Origin of the sequence: Photobacterium sp. GJ3 (genome assembly GCF_018199995.1) — a bacterium.
In the GTDB taxonomy this organism is placed as follows: Bacteria; Pseudomonadota; Gammaproteobacteria; order Enterobacterales; family Vibrionaceae; genus Photobacterium.
The window spans coordinates 1,270,288-1,294,099 of the sequence record NZ_CP073579.1; the positions used below are offsets into that span (position 1 = coordinate 1,270,288).

Genomic DNA, 23,812 nt, shown 5'->3' on the forward strand with positions numbered 1-23,812 from the left:
GTCGTGACATGGAAGCCAGCCCCTTTCAACTGCCTGCCCGCACCCCTTTCCGGCTGTTCGAGCGATTCGCCGAACAACTCACCGGTTTATCCCGGCTTGATGCTTATTATCGTGCCCTGCCGGCTGATCTGGATACAGCAGAATTTCTGCGCTACACGCTGGATGTGCTCGGCATTGACGCCCACATCGCATCCGGCTCTGTCGGGAATCTGCCGGAAAATGGCCCTTGGTGATCATCGCTAACCACCCGCTCGGAGCTGCGGACGGCGTGATTCTGGCGGAGTTGATTTTAAAAGTCCGGCCCGATCTGAAAATTCTGGCCAATCGCTTTCTGGCGCGAATCAAAGAGCTGGCGCCATTATTCATTGATGTCGATGTGTTCAGCCCCTCTGGCAAAACGAATCTGAAAGCGACCCGTGCGGCGCTGAATCATCTCAAACAGGGCGGTGTTCTACTGCTGTTTCCGGCTGGCGAGGTGTCTGCTTATGACTCTGAGGGCACCTTAACGGATTGCCCCTGGCAACGTTCTGTCTCCCGGCTGATCCGAAAGAGTCAGGCCGATGTGCTGCCGATATTCATTCAGGGGCAAAACAGCAAACCTTTTTACTGGGCCGGAAAAATTCATCCCAGATTGCGCACCGTGCTGCTTGGCCGGGAGCTTCTGAACAAGCGAGCGCAACGCATCGGGCTCGCCATCGGACAGCCGATTCCCTTTCGCGAACTGTCACACATGACCACCGACCAGCAGACACTGGATTACCTACGGCTGAACACTTATCTGCTCGCACCGGGTGCGCCGCATCACGCGCCAGTCCTGACCAACGCTGAGCCGATCGATCCGCCCGCCGATCCCCGGTTACTGCAAACCGAGCTGACACTTCTGGATGATGAATGCCACCTGCTCCGTTTCAAACAGTTTGATGTGTACTGCACCGACGCACCGTCAATTCCGCACCTGCTTCAAGAAATCGGGCGAATCCGGGAAACCAATTTCAGACAGGTGAATGAAGGGACGGGGAAATCCTGTGACCTCGACATCTATGATGCCAACTATCAACATCTGTTTGTGTGGGATCGGGATGCAAACAGACTCGTTGGCGCCTATCGGCTCGGACTGACCGATCAGATTCTGGCGAGCAGCGGTGTCACCGGCCTCTATTCCAATTCGCTGTTCCACTACGATGAATCATTGATTCATCAGTTTGGTCATGCGATCGAGCTCGGACGTTCGGTCATTGATGCGCCCTACCAGCGCGACCTGCATGCGCTCCAGCTCCTGTGGAAAGGCATTGCGACTTATGTTTCCCGTCATCCGCATTACACCCATCTGTTTGGTCCGGTCAGTATCAGCAGTGAATACAGTCCACTGGCAAGGCAGTTGATCATCTCGACACTGCAAGAACACCATTTCGACCATGACGCCGCCAAACTGGTGCGTGCCAAAACGCCACCCGGGCAAAATAACCGGTCACTCTGGCGCCCGGATATGTTGTCGGCACTGGCCAATACACAACTGCTGTCGAAATTGCTGATCCGACTCGGACAAGCCAGTGTCCCCATTCTGCTGAAGCAGTACCTGAACCTAAATGGCAAACTGATTAGTTTTAATCTGGATAAAGACTTCAACGACGCCCTGGACGGGCTGATCGTGGTCCATCTGCCTCAGGTGCCGCAACGCACGCTGGCTAAATACATGGGAAAACCTGAAGCAACGCAATACCTGCACAAACATCAAGCCTGACACCACCATGGCGGCGGTGTTCTTCCCTATCTGTCGAATCCATTCAGTGATAGGATTCAGGGCAGTTAAGGACACACTACAGACATTGAACCGTCGCCATGAAAACCGCAGCAAACACAGAAAAACCCTATCAATTCACCCGGATTGAACGCGTTCTGGATTATATTCACACACATTTGGACCAGCCTTTGTCTGTCGTCGATCTGGCCGAACAAAGCTGCTGGTCACGCTGGCAACTGCAGCGGGTATTCAATCACGAAACCGGCCTGACACTGGCGCAGTATGTTCGCGAATTGAAGCTCAGCCATGCCGCAGAACGCTTGCTCTCGTCCAATGACCGGGTCCTGGATATTGCACTGGCTTGCGGCTTCAATTCTGAAATCAGCTTTATTCGTGCCTTCCGGCAAATGTTCGGCTGCTCGCCCGGTGCCTACAAAAAACGCGGTTTACTGACCGGCCTGAGAACACCGTTTCAGCCCACCCGGCCCGTTTCGATGGCACCAGAGCTGCCCCACCGGTTGTTACAGATCCGGATTGAACGGCGTCCGGCATTTGAAATCACCGGGATGACTGGCATGATTCAGGGCCTGTTTGCCGAGCAGCCAGATTACGGCCAGTCCGTGCCTGCGCTCTGGCAGCAATTCACCCAATCCTGTCCTGACACAGCATCCATCAACCGCATTGGCGTCACCGATACAAGGCATCTCCAGCGCGCAGGATTACCTTACTGGGCGGGCGTCTGCACTCCGGATCTGCCCGCAACCGCCCCAAGCAACCCGGAACGCCATCGCCTTACCATCCCGGAGCAATTGTATGCGGTGATCCATTATTCCGGACCGATTCACCAACTGGATACGGTTTTACACTGGTTCATCGCCGCCTGGCTGCCTGAATCCAGTTACCGGGGCGTGGATGGTTTTGAACTGGAAATTTATCCGCCCCAGTTTGATCCCGATAATCCGGCACATCAGATGACTTACTGGCTTCCGATTGAAACACGCTGACGGCGGCATCACTGCGGAACGGCACACACGGGCAGAATGCACCAAATTGTTAATTATCCCGGTTTGAAATCCTTAAAATGCAATTGATAACAATTTGCATTCACAAAACTTTCGAGCCACGACCTGTGGCTTGAGAATATTGCAGTCGAGGTTTTCAATCATGCAACGCAGATATGCCCTGTCGGGCCTTGCCATCGCTATCGCAGCCACCTTCAGTGCCGCCACCCTTGCTCAAAACAGCGAGACACCTGAAGTCGAAACCATCACGGTTCTGGGTGAAACCTACCGGAATACCGCCACCAAAACCGCTCTGTCACCCGAAGAAACCCCACAGGCCATTTCGGTGGTCGACCGGGAAACACTGGACCTGCGTGGTACGAATTCGGTCAGTGAAGCATTACGGTATGTTTCCGGGGTGAATACAGAATTGCGCGGCGGTGCCGTCACCCGCCTGGATTTGTTCAATATCCGCGGATTTATCAACTATCAGAACTTCTACGACGGCTTGCAATTGCCCTACCTGAGTGGCTGGAACTTACAGGCCCAGGTCGACGATTTTGCTGTGGAACAAGTGGAAGTCTTTAAAGGCCCGACATCCGTGCTGTACGGTAACATCCCACCGGGCGGCATGGTCAATCTGATTGCAAAATCGCCGCAAAAAGAAGCACAGACCACCGTGGAGATCAGCACCGGAACCCGCAACCTGAAAGAAGCCACCCTCGATACCACAGGCCAATTCGGCAACAGTGATGTGAACTACCGTATTCTGGCGCTGGCTCGTCAGCGCGACAGTCAGGCCAACACTGCAGAAGATGAGCGATACCTGATCGCACCTTCTTTTGACTGGCAGGCAAGCGATGCCACGCTGGTGAATGTCAATCTTTACTATCAGAAGGATCCGAGCGCCGGAATTTATACGACACTGCCCGCCCAAGGCACGGTCCTGCCAAGTCCCGAAGGCCCGCTGTCACCAGACACTTTCACCGGTGACGCCAACTGGAATGAATTTGACCGCGAAGTCCTGATGGCTGGCTATAAGATCCTGCACGACTTCAATGAAGACTGGTCGATCCTGCATAACCTGCGTTACAGCGATGCCAGCTTGCATCAAACCAATACCTACAATGGCGCACTGGCTGCTGATCACAGAACGCTGTCCCGAAACGCCTATCAGACTGACGAAGCGCTGAAATTTCTGACTCTGGATAATCAGCTCTCCGGCAAACACCAATGGGGAAGTGTTGAGCACAATCTGCTGATCGGGCTGGATTATCAGCAAATGGATTCTTCTGTCCGCTATCAGGATACGCTGGATTACAGCGCTCCAAGTCTTGATCTTTACAACCCGGACAACCATCAGATTGACCCGAACAACCCCGGCTTCAAGTACAATGCGACTTATGACATTCAGACAGCCCAACTGGGTGTGTACCTTCAAGATCAGATCCGATGGAACCAATTGATCATGATCGCCGGGGGCGTTTTGACCACTACACCCTGGACCAGAAAACAGATGGCGTAAAATCCGATGATATAGATCAGAACCACTTCACGGGTCGTATCGGGGCGCTGTATCACCTGGGAAATGGCTTTTCACCTTATGTCAGCTATTCAGAAAGCTTTGAGCCTGTCGCCGGGCAGGATCGTTTTGGAAAAGTCTTCGATCCTTCAGAAGGCCAGCAATGGGAAGCGGGGTGAAATATCAGTCGGATGACGGGACGCAAACGGCCAGTCTGGCGGCATACAGGCTCACCAAACAAAACGTCGTGACCCGCGATCCCAATGGCAGCGCCTACGATAAAATTCAAACCGGTGAAATACAAACCCAAGGATTGGAATTTGAGAGTCTGTGGCTATTCACCAGCAACTTTGATCTCGCGTTCAATTACACGTTCACCGATGCTGAAATCACCAAGGATCATTCCGGCTTAAAGGGAAAAACCCCGGTCTGGGTGCCCGAACAGATGGCTTCTCTATGGACAAATTACTCTGTCGATCAGGGCATGCTAAGCGGCACAACACTGGGGCAGGCGTACGCTATGTGGGTGAAAGCGAGTTAGACGCGCAAAACTCAGGAAAAGTCCCCGACTATACATTGTTCGATCTGTCCGCCCGTTATCAATTCGGCGAACTGGACGCCAGTCTGGACCGGATGACGGCTACTTTGAGTGCTTCCAATCTATTTGATGAAACATACTACACCTGTTTTGATCAGAATAACTGCTGGTTTGGTGCCGAACGTACTATTGAAGCCAAAATCGCGTTTCAGTTCTAACGATTGAATCAATCATCCAAAGCCACTTCCATTCTCAGAAGTGGCTTTTTTATTTCCTGCCTAATTTAGCCCTCACTGAATCACAATCGACATTCATTGCGGGTAGTCATGTCGATCACATCACTATTTTTGGGTATCGCTTCAAAGAATTTATTTAATGCGACAAATGATATGAACTCATATTGTGATGCAAAACATCCTAAATTAGAGTATTTCGCCAAAACAACAGTCGGGAAAAATTCCTGTGATTAAAATAAAACACGTCAAAGGTGAATATCATGAGCATACCCAGTCAAATTACGTTTCAAGACTTACCTTCAAAAGTCAAAATAACATTACCCGAAGAGCCAGAGACAACTGGGACTAGCGCAATAGAGTTTATCGGCCTTGGAATCGCGATTATTGGTGTCTTATTTATTCTTTTTGGTCCGAACGAGATTGTTTATAACCGATACGAAGGCATGTCGTTTGTACAGATGCTTCAGGCTTATCCCGGTCCGATTGCCAGTGTCGGCTTCCTCATTTATGGTTTGACGAACCGAATGAGAGTTTCTGGACTCGAAGAATATCAGGTTCAAGTGCTTGAAACCCTGGAAGCCGCAATCCTCATCAAAGATGAAGAAATTCCGGAAGGCTATCGCTTAAGCATTGATACCGAAGCAGGCGATGAAAAAGGGGTTTATTTAGTCAGCCTGGTGGAAGCCAGCGATGAAGATGAGGAAACATCTCAGGAATCTAAGATGGATACAACCCAGCCTGACGAAGAAGCATCCGGCAAGCACAATGAATCAACGGCTAAATTCTAAGCCATATATCAAAACAGGTGGACAGGAAGTCCACCTGAAATTTCATTCATTTGAGGAAGCATGTCATCAAACGGCATTTTATCCTGCACTTCAGACCAATATTCATAATAGAAATCGTCATCTTTCGATAGGATGTTCAAGTCGTGATTATCATATTCTCGAATGATCCAGATTACCGTTTCCAACTGGTCAGCAGTTAAGATTAATTCATTCTCTCCATGCGTCTGCATTTTATACTGATCATATAATAATGGTTTTTTTACAATTAAAGCATAAATGCCCAACCAAGGCCACGCACTTTCTTCGGGCTCAGGTTCTGGTATTGAACCTAACTTTAAAAATGAGAGCGAGGCGGCACCTGCGCCAGCAAAAACCATAGGTCCGGCAACAAATAACAGAATGAAAGCAATCACAAATCCACCGATCATGCAGTATTGCGCCATTTTTTTCCTTCGCTCATTGCCTGTTTTCACACCATAGGAGTAAAAGCCGGTTGCAGTGATCTTCTGGTAGTATCTGACTGGAAACCATTCAGCACCGAGGATAAATGCAACCAATGGTAATAAGAAAAATGATACTGCAATAATACTAGCTTTGTAATTATCAAACATGTCACCAGTGATTAAATGAAATGACATCATTGGTAAAATAACAATTGCTAAAATGGTTATAATTGGCATAAACCATTTGCCATATCTTCCCCAATAGTCAACCTTCCATTCCATAATGGCTGGTTCACATTGTACAATTTCTGCGTATATGTTTTTGCACACTTCTTCTTTATCTATAAAATCTTTGAGATTGTTATCATTATCGATTCTACCTCTCACACTTTTATAAATAAATGAAACACGTTTGTAATTATCCATTTGACTCACTCATAATCTGACCAATTCATATCCCTGCTTTAGTTTCCCAGATAAATAAAAAAACGCCAATACAGTGATTGGCGGATTGTTTCTTCATATGATTAAGAAGATGAAGGGAGAGATGTCATTCAACTTAGCTTTTATTATCTAAAGCGGACATGTCACGATTGGGTGCTTCAACTCTACGAAATGGCATCGTATCTTGGTGATCCCACCATCGATTATAAAATACGCCTTCCTTTTTATCCAAAATATCAACTTCATGTTGACCATATTTTTTCAGAATTTCTTGCACTTGAGACAACTGCTCTTTAGTCAAAATCAATTCATTACCACCATGTGTCCCTACCTTATAGAGGTGATATAAAAAAGGTTTCTTCAATAATACAAGGCTATAAACCCCCAACCAAGGCCAAGCACTTTCTTCAGGCTCTTGCTCTGGTATTGAACCTAACTTTAAAAATGAGAGCGAGGCGGCGCCAGCCCCAACAAAAACCATTGTGCCCGCTACAAAAAGTAAGATGAGCGCGATGATTAAACCACCAATCATGCAGTACTTAGCCATATTTTGACGTCGTTCACGTCCAAGTCTAACGCCATAGGAATAAAACCCTGATGCCGTTATTTTCTGGTAATAGCGAGTTGGGAACCATTCGGCGCCAAGTACCATGATTATGATTGGGAGTGAAAGCACAAAGAAACCCATAAACATGATTTCATATATACCGTCTTGATCTCCTGCCAACCAATATAGTGGGAAAAATGGAACAAATGTAGAGATAAAAAGTACCAATACAGGCAAACCCCATTTCCCACATCGCCCCCAATAGTCGACCTCCCACTCTAAAATTGCCGGTTCTTTTTTGATAATTTTCTTATAAATACGACTACATGTCTGATATTGAACTTCCCAATTATTGAATACAGGATCGGCATTGAGTTGCCGTTGTACTTGCGCGTATCTTTGCTTGAGTTTTACCATCAATGTAATCAAAACAATCCACCACTATAGTTATTGGCGGATTGTTTCTTCATATGATTAAGAAGATGAAGGGAGATATGTCATTCAACTTAGCTTTTATTATCTAAAGTGGACATGTCACGATTGGGTGCTTCAACTCTACGAAATGGCATCGTATCTTGGTGATCCCACCATCGATTATAAAATACGCCTTCCTTTTTATCCAAAATATCAACTTCATGTTGACCATATTTTTTCAGAATTTCTTGCACTTGAGACAACTGCTCTTTAGTCAAAATCAATTCATTGCCACCATGTGTCCCTACCTTATAGAGGTGATATAAAAAAGGTTTCTTCAATAATACAAGGCTATAAACCCCCAACCAGGGCCAAGCACTTTCTTCAGGCTCTTGCTCTGGTATTGAACCTAACTTTAAAAATGAGAGCGAGGCGGCGCCAGCCCCAACAAAAACCATTGGGCCCGCGACAAAAAGTAAGATGAGCGCGATGATTAAACCACCAATCATGCAGTACTTAGCCATATTTTGACGTCGTTCACGTCCAAGTCTAACGCCATAGGAATAAAACCCTGATGCCGTGATTTTCTGGTAGTAGCGAGTTGGGAACCATTCGGCGCCAAGTACCATAATTAGAATTGGCAATGGTAAAACCAAAAATCCCATAAATACAATTTGATATATTTCTTCTTTCTCTCTACCTACCCAGTATATAGTAAACAATGGCATAAATGCGAAGACAAAAAACACGAATGTGGGTAATCCCCATTTCCCAAATTGTCCCCAATAGTCGACCTCCCATTCTAAAATTGCCGGTTCTTTTTTGATCTGTCTTTTATATATCCTACTGCATTGCGAGTATCTTTTTCCCCAGTCCTCTAAATCAGGTTCGGAATTCAATCTATTTTGGACACTTCTATATCTACTCTTAATAATTTCAAAATCTTTCATATCACACTCTTCACATATAGCCAACAGTTAATAAACTCGTTTTTTTATTGGCTCCAAACCTCATCAATTTATAATAAGGTGAAGAAGACCTCAGATCATTCAAAACTTCACCAAAAGCACTTTCAACTATTGTAATATCTGTTTTCATTCCGTGTGCATTAATATCGGTTGCATCAAATGTACCTGGCAATTTTTGCATATCAAAGCAGTGCGGTGACACTTGGCTTTGAGGCTGTTCTCTAGTTATCAAATCATCAGGATACCATACAAATAGAAGCAATGAATCCATTTTATTTCCATAAGGACGAGGAAGCCAAAAACGATGAATCAGATTCATTTGGCCAGTATCAGGCCATGTATTAATATAATTTAATTTATCTTTTGGTGTCGCTGGTAAACGTGGGGCCATACCTACTTTCACCGGAGAAAATGGTCTTTTATTCCGGACCCACTCCGGGTAATAAACTGCTTCATTCCCTACCTGAACATAGTTAACTTCAGAGTTGTTCTTGCTATACCACAAGGCTTCAATACGCACCACTTTTTCTTTCAACTCATATGGGAAATCAACCATAATCCAGTAGCCATTAACGCCATATAAAGAATCACTCATCTGGTGGTTATATGGCATAGGAAGATCTTTATAACGATTCGCTAAAGTTGGTTGATAATAGACAGTTGGTTTATTTTTAAGCCTGGTCAATGCATCAAATGCTTTGCGGTAACCATTAAGGCTGTATTCCTTAACGGTTTTTTCATCTCCATACTCAGACAGATCCACCCAAGGTGTTTTAACCAGCCAGTCTGTAACGTCATCTTCCCGAATAAAGTTCAAATAAGCAGTACAAATTGCATAAACCACACCTGCGACCAATGCTGGACCCGCTAACAACCACAAAGGCACAGCTATCCCTGCCAAAGCCGCCACCTCTAGTGCTCCTGTTGCAGCGAAAGTAATCGTTGACAATGCCTTAAAAGCATTTACAACGCTAGCTGTTCCTTTCGATTTACTAAAGTCATACATTACGATTTGATATGTTTCAAACCCTCCCGCCAGAACTAAAGCCAAATTCGCTCCTAAACCAACCATTATTGCACGACGTAGTATAAACTGTTTTTCTGCATCTAAAGCATGCATTCCTTTTGTTGTAGAGAATAGATTTTTTGACTTAAGAGAATCGTAAACATCTTCTTGAAAAGGAGCACGCTTTAAACCTGCTAGCATTTCTCGAGCTTCAGCCAGGTAAGTCGATTTATTCATACTCAATATAGAATCAATTAAATAAGCTACTCGATACTTGATGGTGAGCTCATCCTTCTCATCCTTGTTATGCTTCTTTGAAATATTATTCACATCTTCAATTAACGCTAAAAAATTGAGGTTTGTAATCGTTAAATTAAGAGTTCGGGATCCAAAACTTTCCACGGCATCATAAAACTTTTCAGCCTGGTTGATGATAAAGGCTTTAAATATCCTTTTAACCTTCTTATTTTCAAAATAAAATATATCAGAAATCTTCTCCCTGATATTTAGTACTTTTTCTCTTTGAGCCTTAATATCTTCCAGGGTTGCATTCCCTGCCCCTATTTCTTCCATTAAGATCAACCAGTAAGTTGATCTAAACTCCATATCGCGTAATTTTTCCAGTTCATCTCTCATACCTTTAGATAAATAAATCTCACCGTTTGCGATTTGATTCGATATTAATGATGATATCCATCTTGTTCCCCATTTCATTTCAGGGGTTGTATCTATAACACCAGCTGAAAGCCTAAGCTCTTCACTTAATGATTTTTGGATAAGGCGATTCACAGAGAATAAAACTTGTTGATTAATCAAACTCCCGGCATGTTTTACAAATACTTTTTTAATATTTAAGTATTTAGATAATATGTTATCTTTATACCAATTCCAATTTTCAAATGACTCTACTTTAAATGCACCAAATAAACTCACCACACCTACTGTCAAGGCTGATTGGTCTGCACGAGATCCTTGAAGATGCCACTGGTGCGACTCTTCAATAAGATGCACTAGTTGCTCTTGATTGAAACCCATTTCAGAAAGGTAATTGAAAACATCATTGGGACCATTTTCAGTGAGTAATTTAACATAGTTTTCCAGTTCATCTTTTAAAAACTGACTACCTTGATAGAACATACTCCCAATAATGTTAATGAGTGGTTGTCCTGGGTGAAACTGATTCTTATGTTGAATCAGTTCACTCCCTTGTAAAGTGTGCTCAAGACCAAATTGAAATTTAGTTACAAATAAAACAAACTCAGTGGATTGTTCATTGCTTCTTAGGTCAAAAGATAAATAATCAGGTGTAATCCCTAGCTGATTAACAGATATTAGTGAGCATTTAGAAACATATTGAACCCAACTATCATATGCAACTTTTGACGCAGTATGTTTGACAATGACTTCATTCACATCATATACATTGACGCGAGACCGCCACTTGCTAATTTCCTGATACCTTTTAACATACTCTTTCTTATTATTCCCAAGTGGCTCTTTAGTCTTCAAGCCTAATTCATTTGCATATTCAGCCAATAAATCAAAATAATTTGCTGTTACATCCGCACCTTGCTTTCGCATGTTATGTTCAATTTCAGAAACCTTAGCATCATTACTACCACTAGAAATATAGGTGAACATGCTTAAGTCTTGTAAATTCATACGTTTGACGAACTTCGCCTTCAGCAGCTCATTGTCTTCAAGTTCTTTAGTAAGCGGATCTTCTGGTAATAGATTCAGGTTACAAAAATCCCCGACGGCTTTCGCCAGATTCAGCTCCGGTAAGTTTTTCTCCTGCCATTGAATACGCAGATCATTAGCGAGAATAGTGAGTTTCAGGCTGTCTTCTGCGAGGGCAATACCATCTTCAAGGATCAGAATGTCCGCATGGTGAGGCGTTTCCGGGTCAATGGTGTCGAGATAGGCTTGGTTAGACAAAACCGGCGTGAAATGCTCTTTCTCTGCGTTAGTCTCTTGATCATTGGTGCCAGGTCGATTCTCGGTATCCGACTGATGCGTTGGTGTGGTGGTATCGGCAAACCGGTGATCTTGATTTGCAGGGCCAGCATCAATATCTGCAACCAATACAGGTAAGTCGGTGAAGACTTCTTCTTCTCCTTTAGCACTAACCAGTCGCTGATTGAAATCATAAACAGCGCCTGTGTTTTTGGCCAAAGCACGGCGGAACTCTGGATCCTGCTGAAACTGGTTGCGCTGTTTTTCAGTCCATTCCCGCTCTGAGAAAACAATATATGCCCAACCATTCAGGCTATGACATGGCAAGTATGGGGTTGTTTCGTCATTGTATTCAAACAGGCCATCGGCATAGCGAAACTCATGTAATTCACCAGCGTGCGGGTAACGGGCTGCAACATGGGAGTTGACCGCTGCGTAATAAACATAAACATAACCGTCACGGATCTGGCGAATCGTTAAACTGTGCGCTGTTTCTTTGGCTAACGGATGCGGTTTCACCGCATATTTTTCACTCAGCGCGGCGTCAATGGGGTGCTTTCCTTGCTTTTGTTCAAGCACCAAGGCCTGATTATAAGGTGCATCCACTTCATCCAACGCGTAGCGGCCCAAACACAGTTTAATCGTTTGAATATCTGCAGCCGTTGTCAGCGAAGCCACCCGAACGACTGTCGCTTTGGGGGCCAGAACACTTGCATGGTGAATCGGAGCGAATTGAGCACTAATCTTCGGCTGCGCATAGTGATACACCATGTTTTCCGCCAGATTGTAATCTTCGACAAGGACTGCCGGATACGTGTTTCGCTGCACGCCTTCTGCTTGCGGATGTGGTGGGTCGATCTTCAGAACCTGGCCTACCTGTAACGTAAACTGCGGATCAGACAGATCCAATCCGTTGATTTCGGCCAGTTTTTGCGGGGTCTGATCGTAGAGCGCTGCGATACTGCTCAGGCTTTCATGGCCTAAAGCATCATGAATGGCTTTGACTTCATGCGTGCGCGTGTCTGGTGTTTGCGATTCTGTTTTGTTCACAATCACCACGTCTTCAGCCATGACGACATCGGTAGGGTCCAGACTCTGAAGATACGGGTTGTATGCCAGCAGCGTAGCCGTATCGAGTCCTGCAAGCGCTGCAACTTCATCGACACTCGCATCCTGCTTCACCGTCATGTAATCGATATGGGTGGAGGTAATTTCTTGCGCTTCGTGAGATTCATCAACAGGTAAAATAAGAGTCTCACCCGGATAAATATGATCCTGACGGTCGCCAACCTGATAATCAGGATTCAGCGTCAGGACGACATCCAGCGTAATGCCATGCGCTTTTGCTATCGTAGTCAGCGTGTCGCCCTTCTGAATCGTGTAAAGCTGGCCTTCCCGCTGATATTGCACTGCTTCTGCCTGCGCCTGCTTCCCAGCCGCCATCATGGCATCCAGATCCAGTAAGGTGGCATGTTCATCCAGCCATTCACCATCCATTTGCTTCAGATCGTTCAGCGTGAGTTTGTGAGGGCTGTAAAGCAAGTGCTGACGTTTTGCAGGCTCATTCTGAATCTTCCAGGGCAGAATCACTGCATTGAGTTCACGGTCATCCAGCACGTCATCGGTCAGGGATTCAGCGTTCGACTTCGTCGCCTGATAGTGCCAGTTCTCTTCATCACCTGTGATTTTATACTCGTGAAGCAGTGCATCCGCCATGAAGTGGTAATAATAACCGATCGTTGGCAGCGCCAAACGGTGCCCGACTTCAACCGCCAGTTGCACCGGAATAAAGCCATCCTTTGCAGCGTGACTTTCAATTGGATCTGGCATCACTCCGTCAATCGAGGTGCTCAAGGCAACCTGACCGCTTTTCACCTGAACGGTTTTCGTTTCATTCACCCGAAGCCGTGATACAAAAATCAGTGCATCCTGACTGATGGTTGGTTGCAACACTTCCGTTTCGGTTTCTGCAGCGGTTGGCGCAACAACAATGGCTTCATCGAGTTTGAGCGCATTAAACGTTTCTTCAGTACACGCCAGTTCAACGGCATATTCAAACTTCGGCGAATCCGCCAACGGCTCCTTCAAATAAACCACTGCGGTTTTTGAGTCATGCAGTTTTTTCAGCACGCGAGCCTGCCCATCCAGCCAGGATTTCTTGCTGGAGAGATGCTCAGAGGCAACCTCAGCGGAATCAATCGCCGCAACCTGATCATGAACCTCGAATCCCTGCGTTTTGGAATAAACAGAGAGTTCATCCAGGGTCGATGAGATTTGTGCCAGACTATCCGTTTTCTGTTCCAGCTCATCTAATTGCGGGATGGTCATTTGTGTCGGAGAAAACAGGATTTTCACCCCTTCCGTACTTTGCTGGTAATCTCCCTGAATTTTATAAGGCACCCAGAACTGGGGCAGTGAAAAGCCATCGGCTTTACGGACTTCATGCGCATCACTGTAGCCAGCCCGGCTTCGGTAATAGGTAATATCAATATCCCGGTAATATCCTTCCGAGGTAATTTCCAGTTCGCGCCAGACTTTACCTTTCCAGAATATGTAAAGGTATCCGCCTTTCAGATCGGCAACATGGGCTTTATCTTGTGTGTCTCCGAGATAAACAAGTGCGCGGATTGGCACCAGCACATTATCCCATTCCTCTTTTTTGGTACCTTTCTCGACAGGCTCCAGTGCTTTGGCCAAGAGCAAATCGAGTGGCTCAGATACATTTTCTCGGGACAAGGATAGATATAAATTTCTGGGCTCTTCCATTAGCCCTTCAAATACCGCCAGACTTCGGTGTCCAGCTTCAGGATCTTGCGCAGGTTTTGCAATTTTGACCGATTGCTCGGCTGTTTTTCCAAGTCGGAGTGTCGCGCTGTTTGACGGCCACTGGCCAGCCAGTTCAACCACAATTTTGTGCTCGGGCATTGGCTCAGCAGGTTCTGCATCTGTTGGCCGGCATTCCGCCACATATGGGTTCAAATCTGTGAGAGGGGCATAATATGCTTTCACGCAACGCTTCGGTGACGTTTGATCGGTATCCTGATCTGAATGATATTTCTTTGACGACATGTGAAATCTACTACTTTAATTTCTTGGAAGGATTATTGTTATTTTTTTTGGCGGTTCAGAAGAGAGGGCGCATTGAACAGCCAGTGTGAATGCCTGCCAAAACCTTGAAATTTCAGCATACATTCACAAATCAAGTCTTGATTCGCAGAATATCAAACCGGGGAATTGCGCAACAATGTTTATAAGCGGAAGCTTTCACGGGAAGGAACAAAGATCAAAAATTCAAATTTTACGTTCGTTACTATTTAATCATCCAAAATAAAAAGGCAGCTCCCGCCGGAACTGCCTTTGTCGTTAGTTGCAAAGTACACGTTGACTGCTGTTTTACACCTCTTGTGCCTGTGCTTTTGCAGCCAGCTTGCGCTTATCGCGCCAGCTGCTCAACAGCGGCAGCATCAGGGCTAAAACAGCCAGAATCATGATGGAGAGGGTCAGCGGACGCTCCCACAGGAAGGAAAAAGAACCATCCGACAGGGTCAGTGAACGGCTGAGGTTTTTCTCCAGAATATCGCCCAGAATGAAGCCCAGCAGCATGGGCGCCATCGGGAAATTCAGTAGCTTCAGGAAAGTGGCAACCACGGTAATCAGCACCATCAACTGAATGTCAAAGGCGTTGAAACTCACCAGATATACCCCGGTAATCGAGAAGAACAGGATTAACGGAATCAGAATCGGACGCGGAATCACCAGCAGACGCGAGATATACGGAATCAGCGGCAGGTTCAGAATCAGCAGCACCAGATTACCGAAATACATCGAGATAATGACCGACCAGAAAACATCCGGGTTGTCGATGAACAGGCGCGGACCCGGCTGAATACCATAGGCAATCAGGGCACCCAGCATGATGGCTGTGGTCCCGGAGCCCGGAATACCCAGGGTCAGCAAGGGCACAAAGGAACCGGTCGACGCGGCATTATTGGCAGATTCCGGTGCAGCCAGACCCCGCAGTGCACCTTTACCGAATTTCTCTTTCTCGGCTTTCGGTGCCAGATTACGCTCCATCCCGTAGCTCAGGAAAGAGGCAATGGTCGCACCCGCACCCGGCAGAACCCCCACCAGAAAACCGAAGACAGAAGAACGACCCACGGTTGGCGCCACATGTTTCACTTCTTCTTTGCTCAATTTCATGCTGCCGAGGTTGTTCATGTCCATCTGGTCGTCTTCCCGCTTGTGTTCTCCGCGCAGGACAGTCATCACCACTTCAGTCAGTGCAAAGGTTGCCATTGCCAGCAGCAGGAAGCTGATGCCGTCGATTAAATCGACATTGTCGAAGGTAAAGCGCGGGACACCTGTCATCACGTCGTTCCCGACGGTGGAGATCATCAAGCCAAAGACCGTCATCATCAGGGCTTTGAGCACCTGACCTTTCCCGGAAAACGCTGCGACAGCCGTCAGACCCAGGATCATCAGGGCAAAATAGTCGGTCGACTGGAAGCTCAGAGACACTTTGGCCAGTGCAGGCGCGGCAAACAGCAGGATGATGGCGCCAATGGTGCCGCCAGTGAAAGAGGAGTACGCTGCCAGTGCCAGTGCTTTACCCGCCTGATTTTTCTGGGCCAGCGGAAAACCATCAAAGGCAGTCACGACGGTGCTTGAACAGCCCGGCGCATTAATCAGAATCGAAGATGTGGAGCCACCAAATACAGCACCATAATAAACACCAGCCATCAGGATAATGCCTGAAGACGGGTCCAGTCCGTAGGTAATCGGGATCATCAGCGCGATTGCTGAGATCGGGCCTAAACCGGGTAACATGCCGATAAAGGTGCCGGCAAAACAGCCGACGACGACCATCATCAGGTTGAACGGCATAATCGCCGTACTCAACCCTGTCATCATTCCATCAAACATGAGATTACCCCCCAAATACGGTTGTGATGAGGCGGCCAGGCGCCAGATAGATATCAAGCAGTTGGGTCAACAAAGCCCAGAAACCCACCGCAAATGGTACAGACGCCAGGAACAAAGTTTTCGGACGACGTTCGCCCAGTAACCAGTAGCCGCCGACCAGGAAAATAATGGTCGAGAGCAGGAAGCCAATCCATTCCAGCGCCGCTGCGAATATCAGCATCAGCACCAGCAGTTTGGCCATCAGGACAAAATCCAGTCCCTGCAGGTTCAGTTTGTCATCCGCACTGCGGCTCGCCGTCAGGAGTTGACACACTGAAAAAACAATACCTAATCCGGCCAGTGCCAAAGGCAGAGATTTCGCATGGAAGGGCTGAAACTCATCTCCGGGAAATAAGACAATCTCGCTGCCGTAGTATCCGTAAGCGATGGAAAAGCACAGAAATACCAATCCACCAATGTGATCTTTCGTAATCATCATGGTCATCCTCACCACTATCAGACCCGACCTGATTCACCCTGGTCGGTTTGTTACCACGCGCACTGCCGGGATCAGGCAGTGCGCAACAATGTTATTCAGACAGGGATTACTTCAGGAAACCAAGTTCACGCATCAGGTCGCCGATTTCTTTTTCCTGCTGAGACAGGAAGGAAACGAACTCTTTCCGTGGCTTGTAGATTTCAGTCCAGCCATAACGGTCACGAACTTTGTTCCACTCCGCTGTGCCGTACATTTTGCCCAGCACGTCGGCGAATTCATCCGCTTTCTCTTCGCTGATGCCCGGTGCAGCAAAGAAGCCACGCCAGTTCACGAAAGTCGCGTCATAGCCCAGTTCCTGCAGGGTTGGCACTTCAGGCGCAGAAGGAGAACGTTTGTCGCCCGTCATCGCCAGAATCCGGATTTCACCCGCGTCTGCCAGCGTCAGTGCTTCACTCAGCCCGGTCGACAACAGTGTGGTTTCACCAGACAGCAAGCCCGCCATCGCTTTACCACCCGCGTCATAGGCCAAGTACTTCAGACGACGTGGCTCACCGCCACCCGCTTTAAACGCCAGTGCAGCAACCAGATGATCCATACTGCCCCGTGCAGAACCACCAGCAACCGTGATGCTGCTTGGATCTTTGTTATAGTCATTCACAATTTCAGTGAAGCTGGTGTATTTGGATTTCGCCGGGACCACGAATGCCGCGTAATCGCCCACAGTGGCTGCAACCGGGGTCAGATCACGGAAAGATTGCGGAAAAACTTTAGACAGAGAGCGGATAACAATCGGGGTCGAGTTTACCATCAGGGTATCTGTGGATTGCTCTGCGGTTTTGATCAGGTAAGCGATTGCTTTACCACCACCGCCGCCAGACATGTTCTCGTAAGAAATCGTGTCGACCAGATCGGTCTCCTTCAGCACTTCACCCGTGCCTCGTGCAGTGCTGTCCCAGCCACCACCAGCACCGCCCGGTACCAGAAAATGAATTGAATCGACTTTTGCCTGAGCACTCATCGACATTGCTGAAGCCATGATAGCTGCGAGTACAGACACACGCTTGCGGGTCATCAACTGAGTAAACATACCTTTTCCTCGTTATTAGACTGGGTTCCATTGCCCTGGCCTGATTCACGCTCACTGCATGATTGCTCCGGATGTCCTGTCGATCAGGGGGGCCGGGTTCGCGGTTCAGGCTCTGATATTGCTTGTAGACAGATTGAAGTTATGACACCTGCACAAATATGAAAAGATTGTAAAAATAATGTGAATATCGGGCTTAAAGTGTATTAAGTTCATATTGTTCACAGCAATTTCAGACCACTGACGGTACACTGTCGCACTGGTGTTACTTTGGTGGACGGAACTCACCTGATTATGACTAAGCTGTTGTCTTTACGTCATTTCCGACTCAAAACCAGGATGGTGCTCATTCTGGGATTCATTGCGATTTTACAGACGGGTGCCCTGGGTCACTTTACGATCCAGTACCTCGACAAAGTGTTACATGAACAAATTGGTCAGCAAGCGATGCGGGTCGCGCAGACCATTGCCTCATCTCCAGATGTCATCCGCGCCGTTTCAGAAAAAGACAGCGCTTTTCTGCTGCCGCTGAGTCTGAAACTAGCTCAGGCGGCTCAGGCCCGGTTTGTGGTCATTGGTGACAGCCAGGGCATCCGGCTCGCCCACCTGAACCCGCAACGGCTGGGTAAATCCATGTCGGACGATGATACCGACGACAACAGTAGAGCCCTGATTCAGGGGCAGTCTTACGTCGCACTGGACAAAGGCAGCATTGGCTGGTCGATCCGCGGAAAAGCGCCGGTATTCAGTGCCGACGGCACTCAAATCATCGGTATCATCTCTGTAGGTTATCTGCTGACTGAAGTCGACAGTATTGTCAGCCGTCATCAATTATCGATGATTGTCGCGATTACCTTAGCGCTCCTCTTCAGTGTGCTGACCGCTTTATGGTTCGCCAATCACTTCCGCAAAGCGATTTTTAATCTCGAACCCGAGCAGATTGGCCGTACCTTTCAGGAACGAAACGCGACGCTGGAAACGGTGCGGGAAGGCATTGTGGCGATCAACCAGCGCGGCATCATCACCACCTTTAACCATGCCGCAATCAAAACACTGCACCTGCCGGAAGACGAAGAATATATTGGTCGTCACATCACCGATGTCCTGCCGGATAACGGCATGCTGGATGTGCTGGAGAGCGGCGAACATCATTTCGATAAGGAAATCTGGCTCCATGACCACAACCTGATCGCCAACCGTTTTCCTCTGGTTCAGAACGGTGTGGTCAATGGCGTGGTTTCCAGTTTCCGGCTCAAAAACGAAGTGGATCTGGTCAGCCGGAAACTGACAAGAATTCAGCAATATGCAGACAGTTTGAGAAGTCAGTCCCATGAATACAATAACAAGCTTCATACGATTGCCGGTCTGATTCAAATTGGCGCCATTGAACAGGCGCTGAATGTGATCGGACAGGAAACCTCCAGCCACCAGAGCTTTATTCAAACCATTATGCGCGCGACTTCAGACAGTATTCTGGCCGGCTGCCTGCTCGGAAAATACAACCGGGCCCGTGAGCTCAATCTTGAACTCAGGATTGAAGAAGACAGCCAGATGTCCGATATTCCGCCAGCCCTGCCGCGGGAACAGTTGGTCAGTATCCTCGGCAATCTGATTGATAATGCACTGGAAGCCACCTTGCACGAACATGGTGCGGGTGGTGTCGTCACAATCAGCATGAGTGATTTAGGTAAAGAGCTGATCTTCGAGGTCAATGATCAGGGCCGGGGATCCCACCGGAGGATGAAGATAAAATCTTTACCCGCGGCTACACCACTAAGAATAAAGAAGGGCATGGCATCGGTCTTCATTTAGTGAAACAACTGACCACACACCTCGGCGGTCTGATTACTGTGGAGCCCGCCGAGCCTAGCGGCAGCCGTTTTACCGTTTATATCCCAAAATCACTGCGCCGCACTGGCAACTCAGGACATGGAAGTAAGGAGCAACAATGACAGCACCGATCTCTGTAGTCATTGCTGAAGATGATCCGCAGATTGCGGAAATACAACGCCGTTTTGTAGAAAAAACCCCAGGCTATCAGGTGGTGGGCATCGCTCATGGGCTGGCCGAAGCCCGCGATCTGATTGACGTCTTTCAACCGCAGCTCCTGTTACTGGATAACCAGTTTCCGACCGGAACCGGCCTCGAACTGTTAAGAGAAATGCGGGCAGAAGATTGCCATACTGACGTGATTCTGGTGACTGCCGCAACGGAAGTGGAAACACTCCGAGCCGCCATGCGCAGCGGGATCTTTGATTACATCCTCAAACCTGTGGTTTTTGAACGCTTGCAATCTGCCTTATTCAACTACAGTGCCCACCTGAACAAACTATCGGATATGGACTCTCTGGTCCAAAGCGATGTCGACGGGCTGTTACAGTCGCCGACATCAGAAACAACGGGCACGTCCCAGCCAGTCAACCCGTCCACACCTCGTCTGCCGAAAGGCATCGACGGCCTGACGCTGGATAAGATCCGCAACGTGTTTACCGAGCCCGGCATCCATCTGAATGCCGAGCAGGTCGGACATAAAATCGGGGCCAGCCGGACCACAGCCAGACGCTATCTGGAATACCTGGTCAGCACTGATGAACTCACCGCTGAAGTGTCTTACGGCAGTGTTGGCCGCCCGGAAAGAAAATACCGTCATCCGGGTTAAAGCCCGTCACCGTTTCAGTAACCTGCCAGCAAAATGCGGGGGGACTCAGCGTCCACCCGCCAAATCAATGAAAGATCCGGTTGAATAAGAAGCCTGCTCCGACAGCAGCCAGCAGATCGCTTCTGCGACTTCTTCTGCCGTGCCACCACGCTGCATAGGAATGGCAGATTTCAGCCGTTCGATTCTGTCGGGTTCACCGCCGGAAGCGTGCATATCCGTATAAATAAATCCGGGTCGAACGCCGTTCACACGGATCCCTTCGCTCGCAACTTCAAGCGATAGCCCCCGCGTCATGGTATCCATTGCACCTTTTGAGGCCGCATAATCCACATACTCAAACGGGGCGCCGGTGCGCGATGCTGCAGAAGAGACATTCACAATGGATCCCCCCTGTCCGCCCTGAGAATAAGCCATGCGACGAATCGCTTCGCGACAACACAGAAAACAGCTGGTGACATTCGTTTGCATGATGGCATTGATCCGTTCTGCAGACATCTGCAACACCGGCATCTGCTGCATTAATATCCCGGCATTATTCACCAGACCCGTGATCGCACCCAGTTCATTATCGACCACTTCAAACAGCCGCATCACTTCACCTTCATTGGACACATCGGCCTGAACGGACACAGCATTCACACCATATTTACGGGCACGATGTACAATTTTCTCCGCAGCTTCCTGCTCAGTGCGGTAGTTCACACAAAGATTCACCCCCTGTGATGCCAACTGAATCGCTGTTGCCGCGCCGATCCCCCGGCTAGAACCGGTGATCAATACAACCTGTTGTTTTGTCATCTTTCTTCCTTCAATGAGTGGACCTGCGCTACACCGCAATGACGCTCTGTCATCAGCACGGAGTCATTTGCGATCCCTGTCGGCTGGCCGTTTGCATAGTTCACGACATTCTCAAACGCTTTCTCGAAATACAGTGCATAACTGTCTTGTTCCACAAACCCAAGGTGTGGCGTACACAACACATTCGGCATCGTCAGCAAAGGCTCGTGCGCCGGTGTTGCGGGTTCCTGTTCATAAACATCAACCGCCGCAAAGCCCGGTCTTCCCAGACGAAGGGCTTCCACCAACGCCCCCGGCGCCACCAGTTCCGCACGGCTGGTATTCACAAATAAAGCATCCGGTTTCATCAGCGCCAAATCATCAGCCGTCACACAGGCTTGGGTATACGTGTTGAGCCGCAAGTGAAGCGATAAGACATCCACACTGGAAAAGAATTCTGCTTTGGATCCGGCAGCCTGATAACCCTGGCTGGCCGCGGCTTGTCTGGAGGCTTCACTGCCCCACACCACGACATGCATGTCAAACGCGCTGGCGATTGCTGCAATACGCTGGCCTATTTTGCCAAATCCCCAGATGCCCATCGTCCGGCCATGCAGCACCCGGCCCAGGCCGAGCGAACCGGATTGCTGCCAGTGCCCTTGCTGAAGGCGTTCTCCATAAGGCAGTAAGTGCCGACTCGCAGCCATGATCAGCGCCCAGCAGAGTTCAGTGGGCGCAACCGGAGAACCCACCCCTTCGGCCACTGCGACCTGGTGCGCCGTACAGGCGGGTACATCAAGATGATTGCTGACTTTTCCGGTCTGACTGATCAGTTTCAGCTGAGGTAATTGCCGCAGTAATGCCGCGCGAATCTCGGTTCTTTCACGAATCAGCACCAGAACATCCTGATCCTGAAGTCTGGCAATCAATTCAGCATCATTCGCTGCAGGTGTGGTATGAATGGTGACCTCATGGTCATTCAGCAGGGAAAAGCAAGGCAGGGTGCGAACAACATCCTGATAATCGTCCAGAATCGTAATCTTCACGCCATCATCTCCTTGGCAATGGGGGGATATTCAATCACCCTCGCCCTGAAAATTCAACCAATTGCTTATTTTGGCGTCCGGTGGCCTCAATCTGCGAGACCGACAGCATCCAATGGGTTTCTTTTTGTTTCTTCAGTGACTCAATGTGTTACAGAATGCGATATGCATCTGCTAAGATGCCCCTTTCTTACATCACGCACCCGTTTCTATGACAAATGCCAGCTTTTCAGTCAGACAACGCCACGGAATGATCCTCTTCATTCTGGTGTCGCTGTTGTGGCTGAACTTCCTGTCGGCCATTGTCGTCGTGAATCCGGATTTCCACCAGCGCAGTCAACACTGGCTCACCGGTGAGAAAGTGCTGATCTGTACAGTGCATGGCCTACAGTGGGTCTCGGTGTCCGACTTCAAGACACAGGAGTCCAGTCACAGTACAACGCAGTGGCAAACACACTGTCCGCTGCTCAGCCCGCTACAACCAGTCCAGTTTGATCACGATCTCTTCAGCAGGCTCTTTTTCGCCTTTCAGATGATCATTCGCGGGGTGCCTGTTTCTGAATGGCTGCCAGCCAATAACAAACTGTACGAGCTGTACGGCCCCAAGCAGTCTCCGCCCGTTTCGTTGCCGAGTTATTTCAATCCGTCACCGAACAATAAAATGAATGTACATGGAGATTTATGATGAAAACACTGAAATCACTGCTGATGGCCACCGCTTTGCTTACCTCAGGTCTGGCCAGCGCACACGAATTTGAAGCAGGTCAACTGCATATTGATCATCCCTGGTCCAAAGAAGTCCCGCCGATGTCTTCCGTGGCTGCTGCCTTTTTCTCGGTTGCAAACCACGGCGATCAGGCAGACACACTGCTGCGGGCTGAATCTCCAATTGCCGGAAAAGTGGAACTGCACGAACACGCCCACGAAAACGGCATGATGAAGATGCGTCAGGTCAAAGACATTCAGGTCGCGGCACATGCAACGCAGATGCTCAAGCCTGGCGGCTATCATGTCATGATGTTCAACCTGAAATCCGTGCCAAAGCTGGGTGAAACTTTCCCGCTGACACTGTATTTCCAGCATGCCGGGAAAGTTGAAGTTGAAGTGAAAGTTGAGAAAGCAGACTACAACATGGCCAGTGGTCACTCCGGCGAAGATGCGCATAATCATCACTCGCACATGAATCACGACACGATGCACTGATCGCAAATAAAAAAGCGAATTACCCATCACCCCGCATCATT

At 48.2% G+C, this 23,812-nt stretch carries 16 protein-coding genes and 2 pseudogenes; 9 read left to right on the forward strand and 9 right to left on the reverse strand.

What is annotated here, in order from left to right; genetic code table 11:
• Window positions 1-8: 8 nt before the first annotated feature.
• The 4 genes and pseudogenes from KDD30_RS22470 to KDD30_RS22485 all read left to right on the forward strand — a co-directional run bounded on the left by KDD30_RS22470 (window position 9) and on the right by KDD30_RS22485 (window position 5,826).
• Window positions 9-1,741 (forward strand): annotated as a pseudogene (locus KDD30_RS22470) (lysophospholipid acyltransferase family protein).
• A 98-nt stretch (window positions 1,742-1,839) separates the two neighbouring features.
• Window positions 1,840-2,745, forward strand: coding sequence for an AraC family transcriptional regulator (locus KDD30_RS22475; protein ID WP_211650799.1), 906 nt, complete (start codon window positions 1,840-1,842; stop codon window positions 2,743-2,745).
• A 160-nt stretch (window positions 2,746-2,905) separates the two neighbouring features.
• Window positions 2,906-5,020: pseudogene (locus KDD30_RS22480) on the forward strand (TonB-dependent siderophore receptor).
• A gap of 278 nt (window positions 5,021-5,298) precedes the next feature.
• Window positions 5,299-5,826, forward strand: a complete 528-nt coding sequence (locus KDD30_RS22485) for a hypothetical protein (protein ID WP_211650800.1) — start codon at window positions 5,299-5,301, stop codon at window positions 5,824-5,826.
• 8 nt (window positions 5,827-5,834) lie between these two features.
• Here the strand turns inward: KDD30_RS22485 and KDD30_RS22490 are convergent, their stop codons facing one another.
• From KDD30_RS22490 to KDD30_RS22520, 7 genes are all read right to left on the reverse strand, one after another.
• Complete coding sequence (locus KDD30_RS22490) at window positions 5,835-6,695, reverse strand: hypothetical protein (protein ID WP_211650801.1); 861 nt, start codon at window positions 6,693-6,695, stop codon at window positions 5,835-5,837.
• Window positions 6,696-6,828: 133 nt separating this feature from the next.
• Window positions 6,829-7,689: a hypothetical protein gene (locus KDD30_RS22495; protein WP_211650802.1), complete on the reverse strand. Its 861-nt coding sequence runs from the start codon at window positions 7,687-7,689 to the stop codon at window positions 6,829-6,831.
• A 77-nt stretch (window positions 7,690-7,766) separates the two neighbouring features.
• Window positions 7,767-8,624, reverse strand: coding sequence for a hypothetical protein (locus KDD30_RS22500; protein WP_211650803.1), 858 nt, complete (start codon window positions 8,622-8,624; stop codon window positions 7,767-7,769).
• A gap of 10 nt (window positions 8,625-8,634) precedes the next feature.
• Window positions 8,635-14,613: a toxin VasX gene (locus KDD30_RS22505; RefSeq protein ID WP_211650804.1), complete on the reverse strand. Its 5,979-nt coding sequence runs from the start codon at window positions 14,611-14,613 to the stop codon at window positions 8,635-8,637.
• 384 nt (window positions 14,614-14,997) lie between these two features.
• A complete protein-coding gene (locus tag KDD30_RS22510) occupies window positions 14,998-16,527 on the reverse strand; it encodes a tripartite tricarboxylate transporter permease (protein WP_211650805.1) in 1,530 nt (509 codons plus the stop codon).
• A 4-nt stretch (window positions 16,528-16,531) separates the two neighbouring features.
• The gene (locus KDD30_RS22515; RefSeq protein ID WP_211650806.1) at window positions 16,532-17,005 is read right to left on the reverse strand and encodes a tripartite tricarboxylate transporter TctB family protein; all 474 of its coding nucleotides are present in this window, start codon (window positions 17,003-17,005) and stop codon (window positions 16,532-16,534) included.
• A gap of 106 nt (window positions 17,006-17,111) precedes the next feature.
• Window positions 17,112-18,092, reverse strand: a complete 981-nt coding sequence (locus KDD30_RS22520; protein WP_211650807.1) for a tripartite tricarboxylate transporter substrate binding protein — start codon at window positions 18,090-18,092, stop codon at window positions 17,112-17,114.
• 291 nt (window positions 18,093-18,383) lie between these two features.
• Here KDD30_RS22520 and KDD30_RS22525 point away from each other — a divergent pair, with 291 nt between their 5' ends.
• From KDD30_RS22525 to KDD30_RS22530, 3 genes are read left to right on the forward strand one after another with little or no spacing between them, the layout of a single operon-like run.
• Window positions 18,384-19,901, forward strand: coding sequence for a PAS domain-containing protein (locus KDD30_RS22525; protein ID WP_371826109.1), 1,518 nt, complete (start codon window positions 18,384-18,386; stop codon window positions 19,899-19,901).
• Complete coding sequence (locus tag KDD30_RS24940) at window positions 19,841-20,041, forward strand: ATP-binding protein (protein ID WP_371826132.1); 201 nt, start codon at window positions 19,841-19,843, stop codon at window positions 20,039-20,041. The genes KDD30_RS22525 and KDD30_RS24940 overlap by 61 nt, the downstream gene beginning before the upstream one ends.
• Window positions 20,038-20,748, forward strand: a complete 711-nt coding sequence (locus KDD30_RS22530) for a response regulator (protein WP_211650808.1) — start codon at window positions 20,038-20,040, stop codon at window positions 20,746-20,748. The genes KDD30_RS24940 and KDD30_RS22530 overlap by 4 nt, the downstream gene beginning before the upstream one ends.
• Before the next feature lie 45 nt (window positions 20,749-20,793).
• Here KDD30_RS22530 and KDD30_RS22535 read toward each other — a convergent pair whose 3' ends face one another.
• Complete coding sequence (locus tag KDD30_RS22535) at window positions 20,794-21,546, reverse strand: SDR family oxidoreductase (protein WP_211650809.1); 753 nt, start codon at window positions 21,544-21,546, stop codon at window positions 20,794-20,796.
• A complete protein-coding gene (locus tag KDD30_RS22540) occupies window positions 21,543-22,571 on the reverse strand; it encodes a D-2-hydroxyacid dehydrogenase family protein (RefSeq protein WP_211650810.1) in 1,029 nt (342 codons plus the stop codon). The genes KDD30_RS22535 and KDD30_RS22540 overlap by 4 nt, the downstream gene beginning before the upstream one ends.
• 208 nt (window positions 22,572-22,779) lie before the next feature.
• Here KDD30_RS22540 and KDD30_RS22545 point away from each other — a divergent pair, with 208 nt between their 5' ends.
• The gene (locus tag KDD30_RS22545) at window positions 22,780-23,253 is read left to right on the forward strand and encodes a hypothetical protein (protein ID WP_211650811.1); all 474 of its coding nucleotides are present in this window, start codon (window positions 22,780-22,782) and stop codon (window positions 23,251-23,253) included.
• Window positions 23,250-23,771 (forward strand): copper chaperone PCu(A)C, encoded by a 522-nt coding sequence (locus tag KDD30_RS22550; RefSeq protein ID WP_211650812.1) that lies wholly within the window; start codon window positions 23,250-23,252, stop codon window positions 23,769-23,771. The genes KDD30_RS22545 and KDD30_RS22550 overlap by 4 nt, the downstream gene beginning before the upstream one ends.
• Window positions 23,772-23,812: the final 41 nt, after the last annotated feature.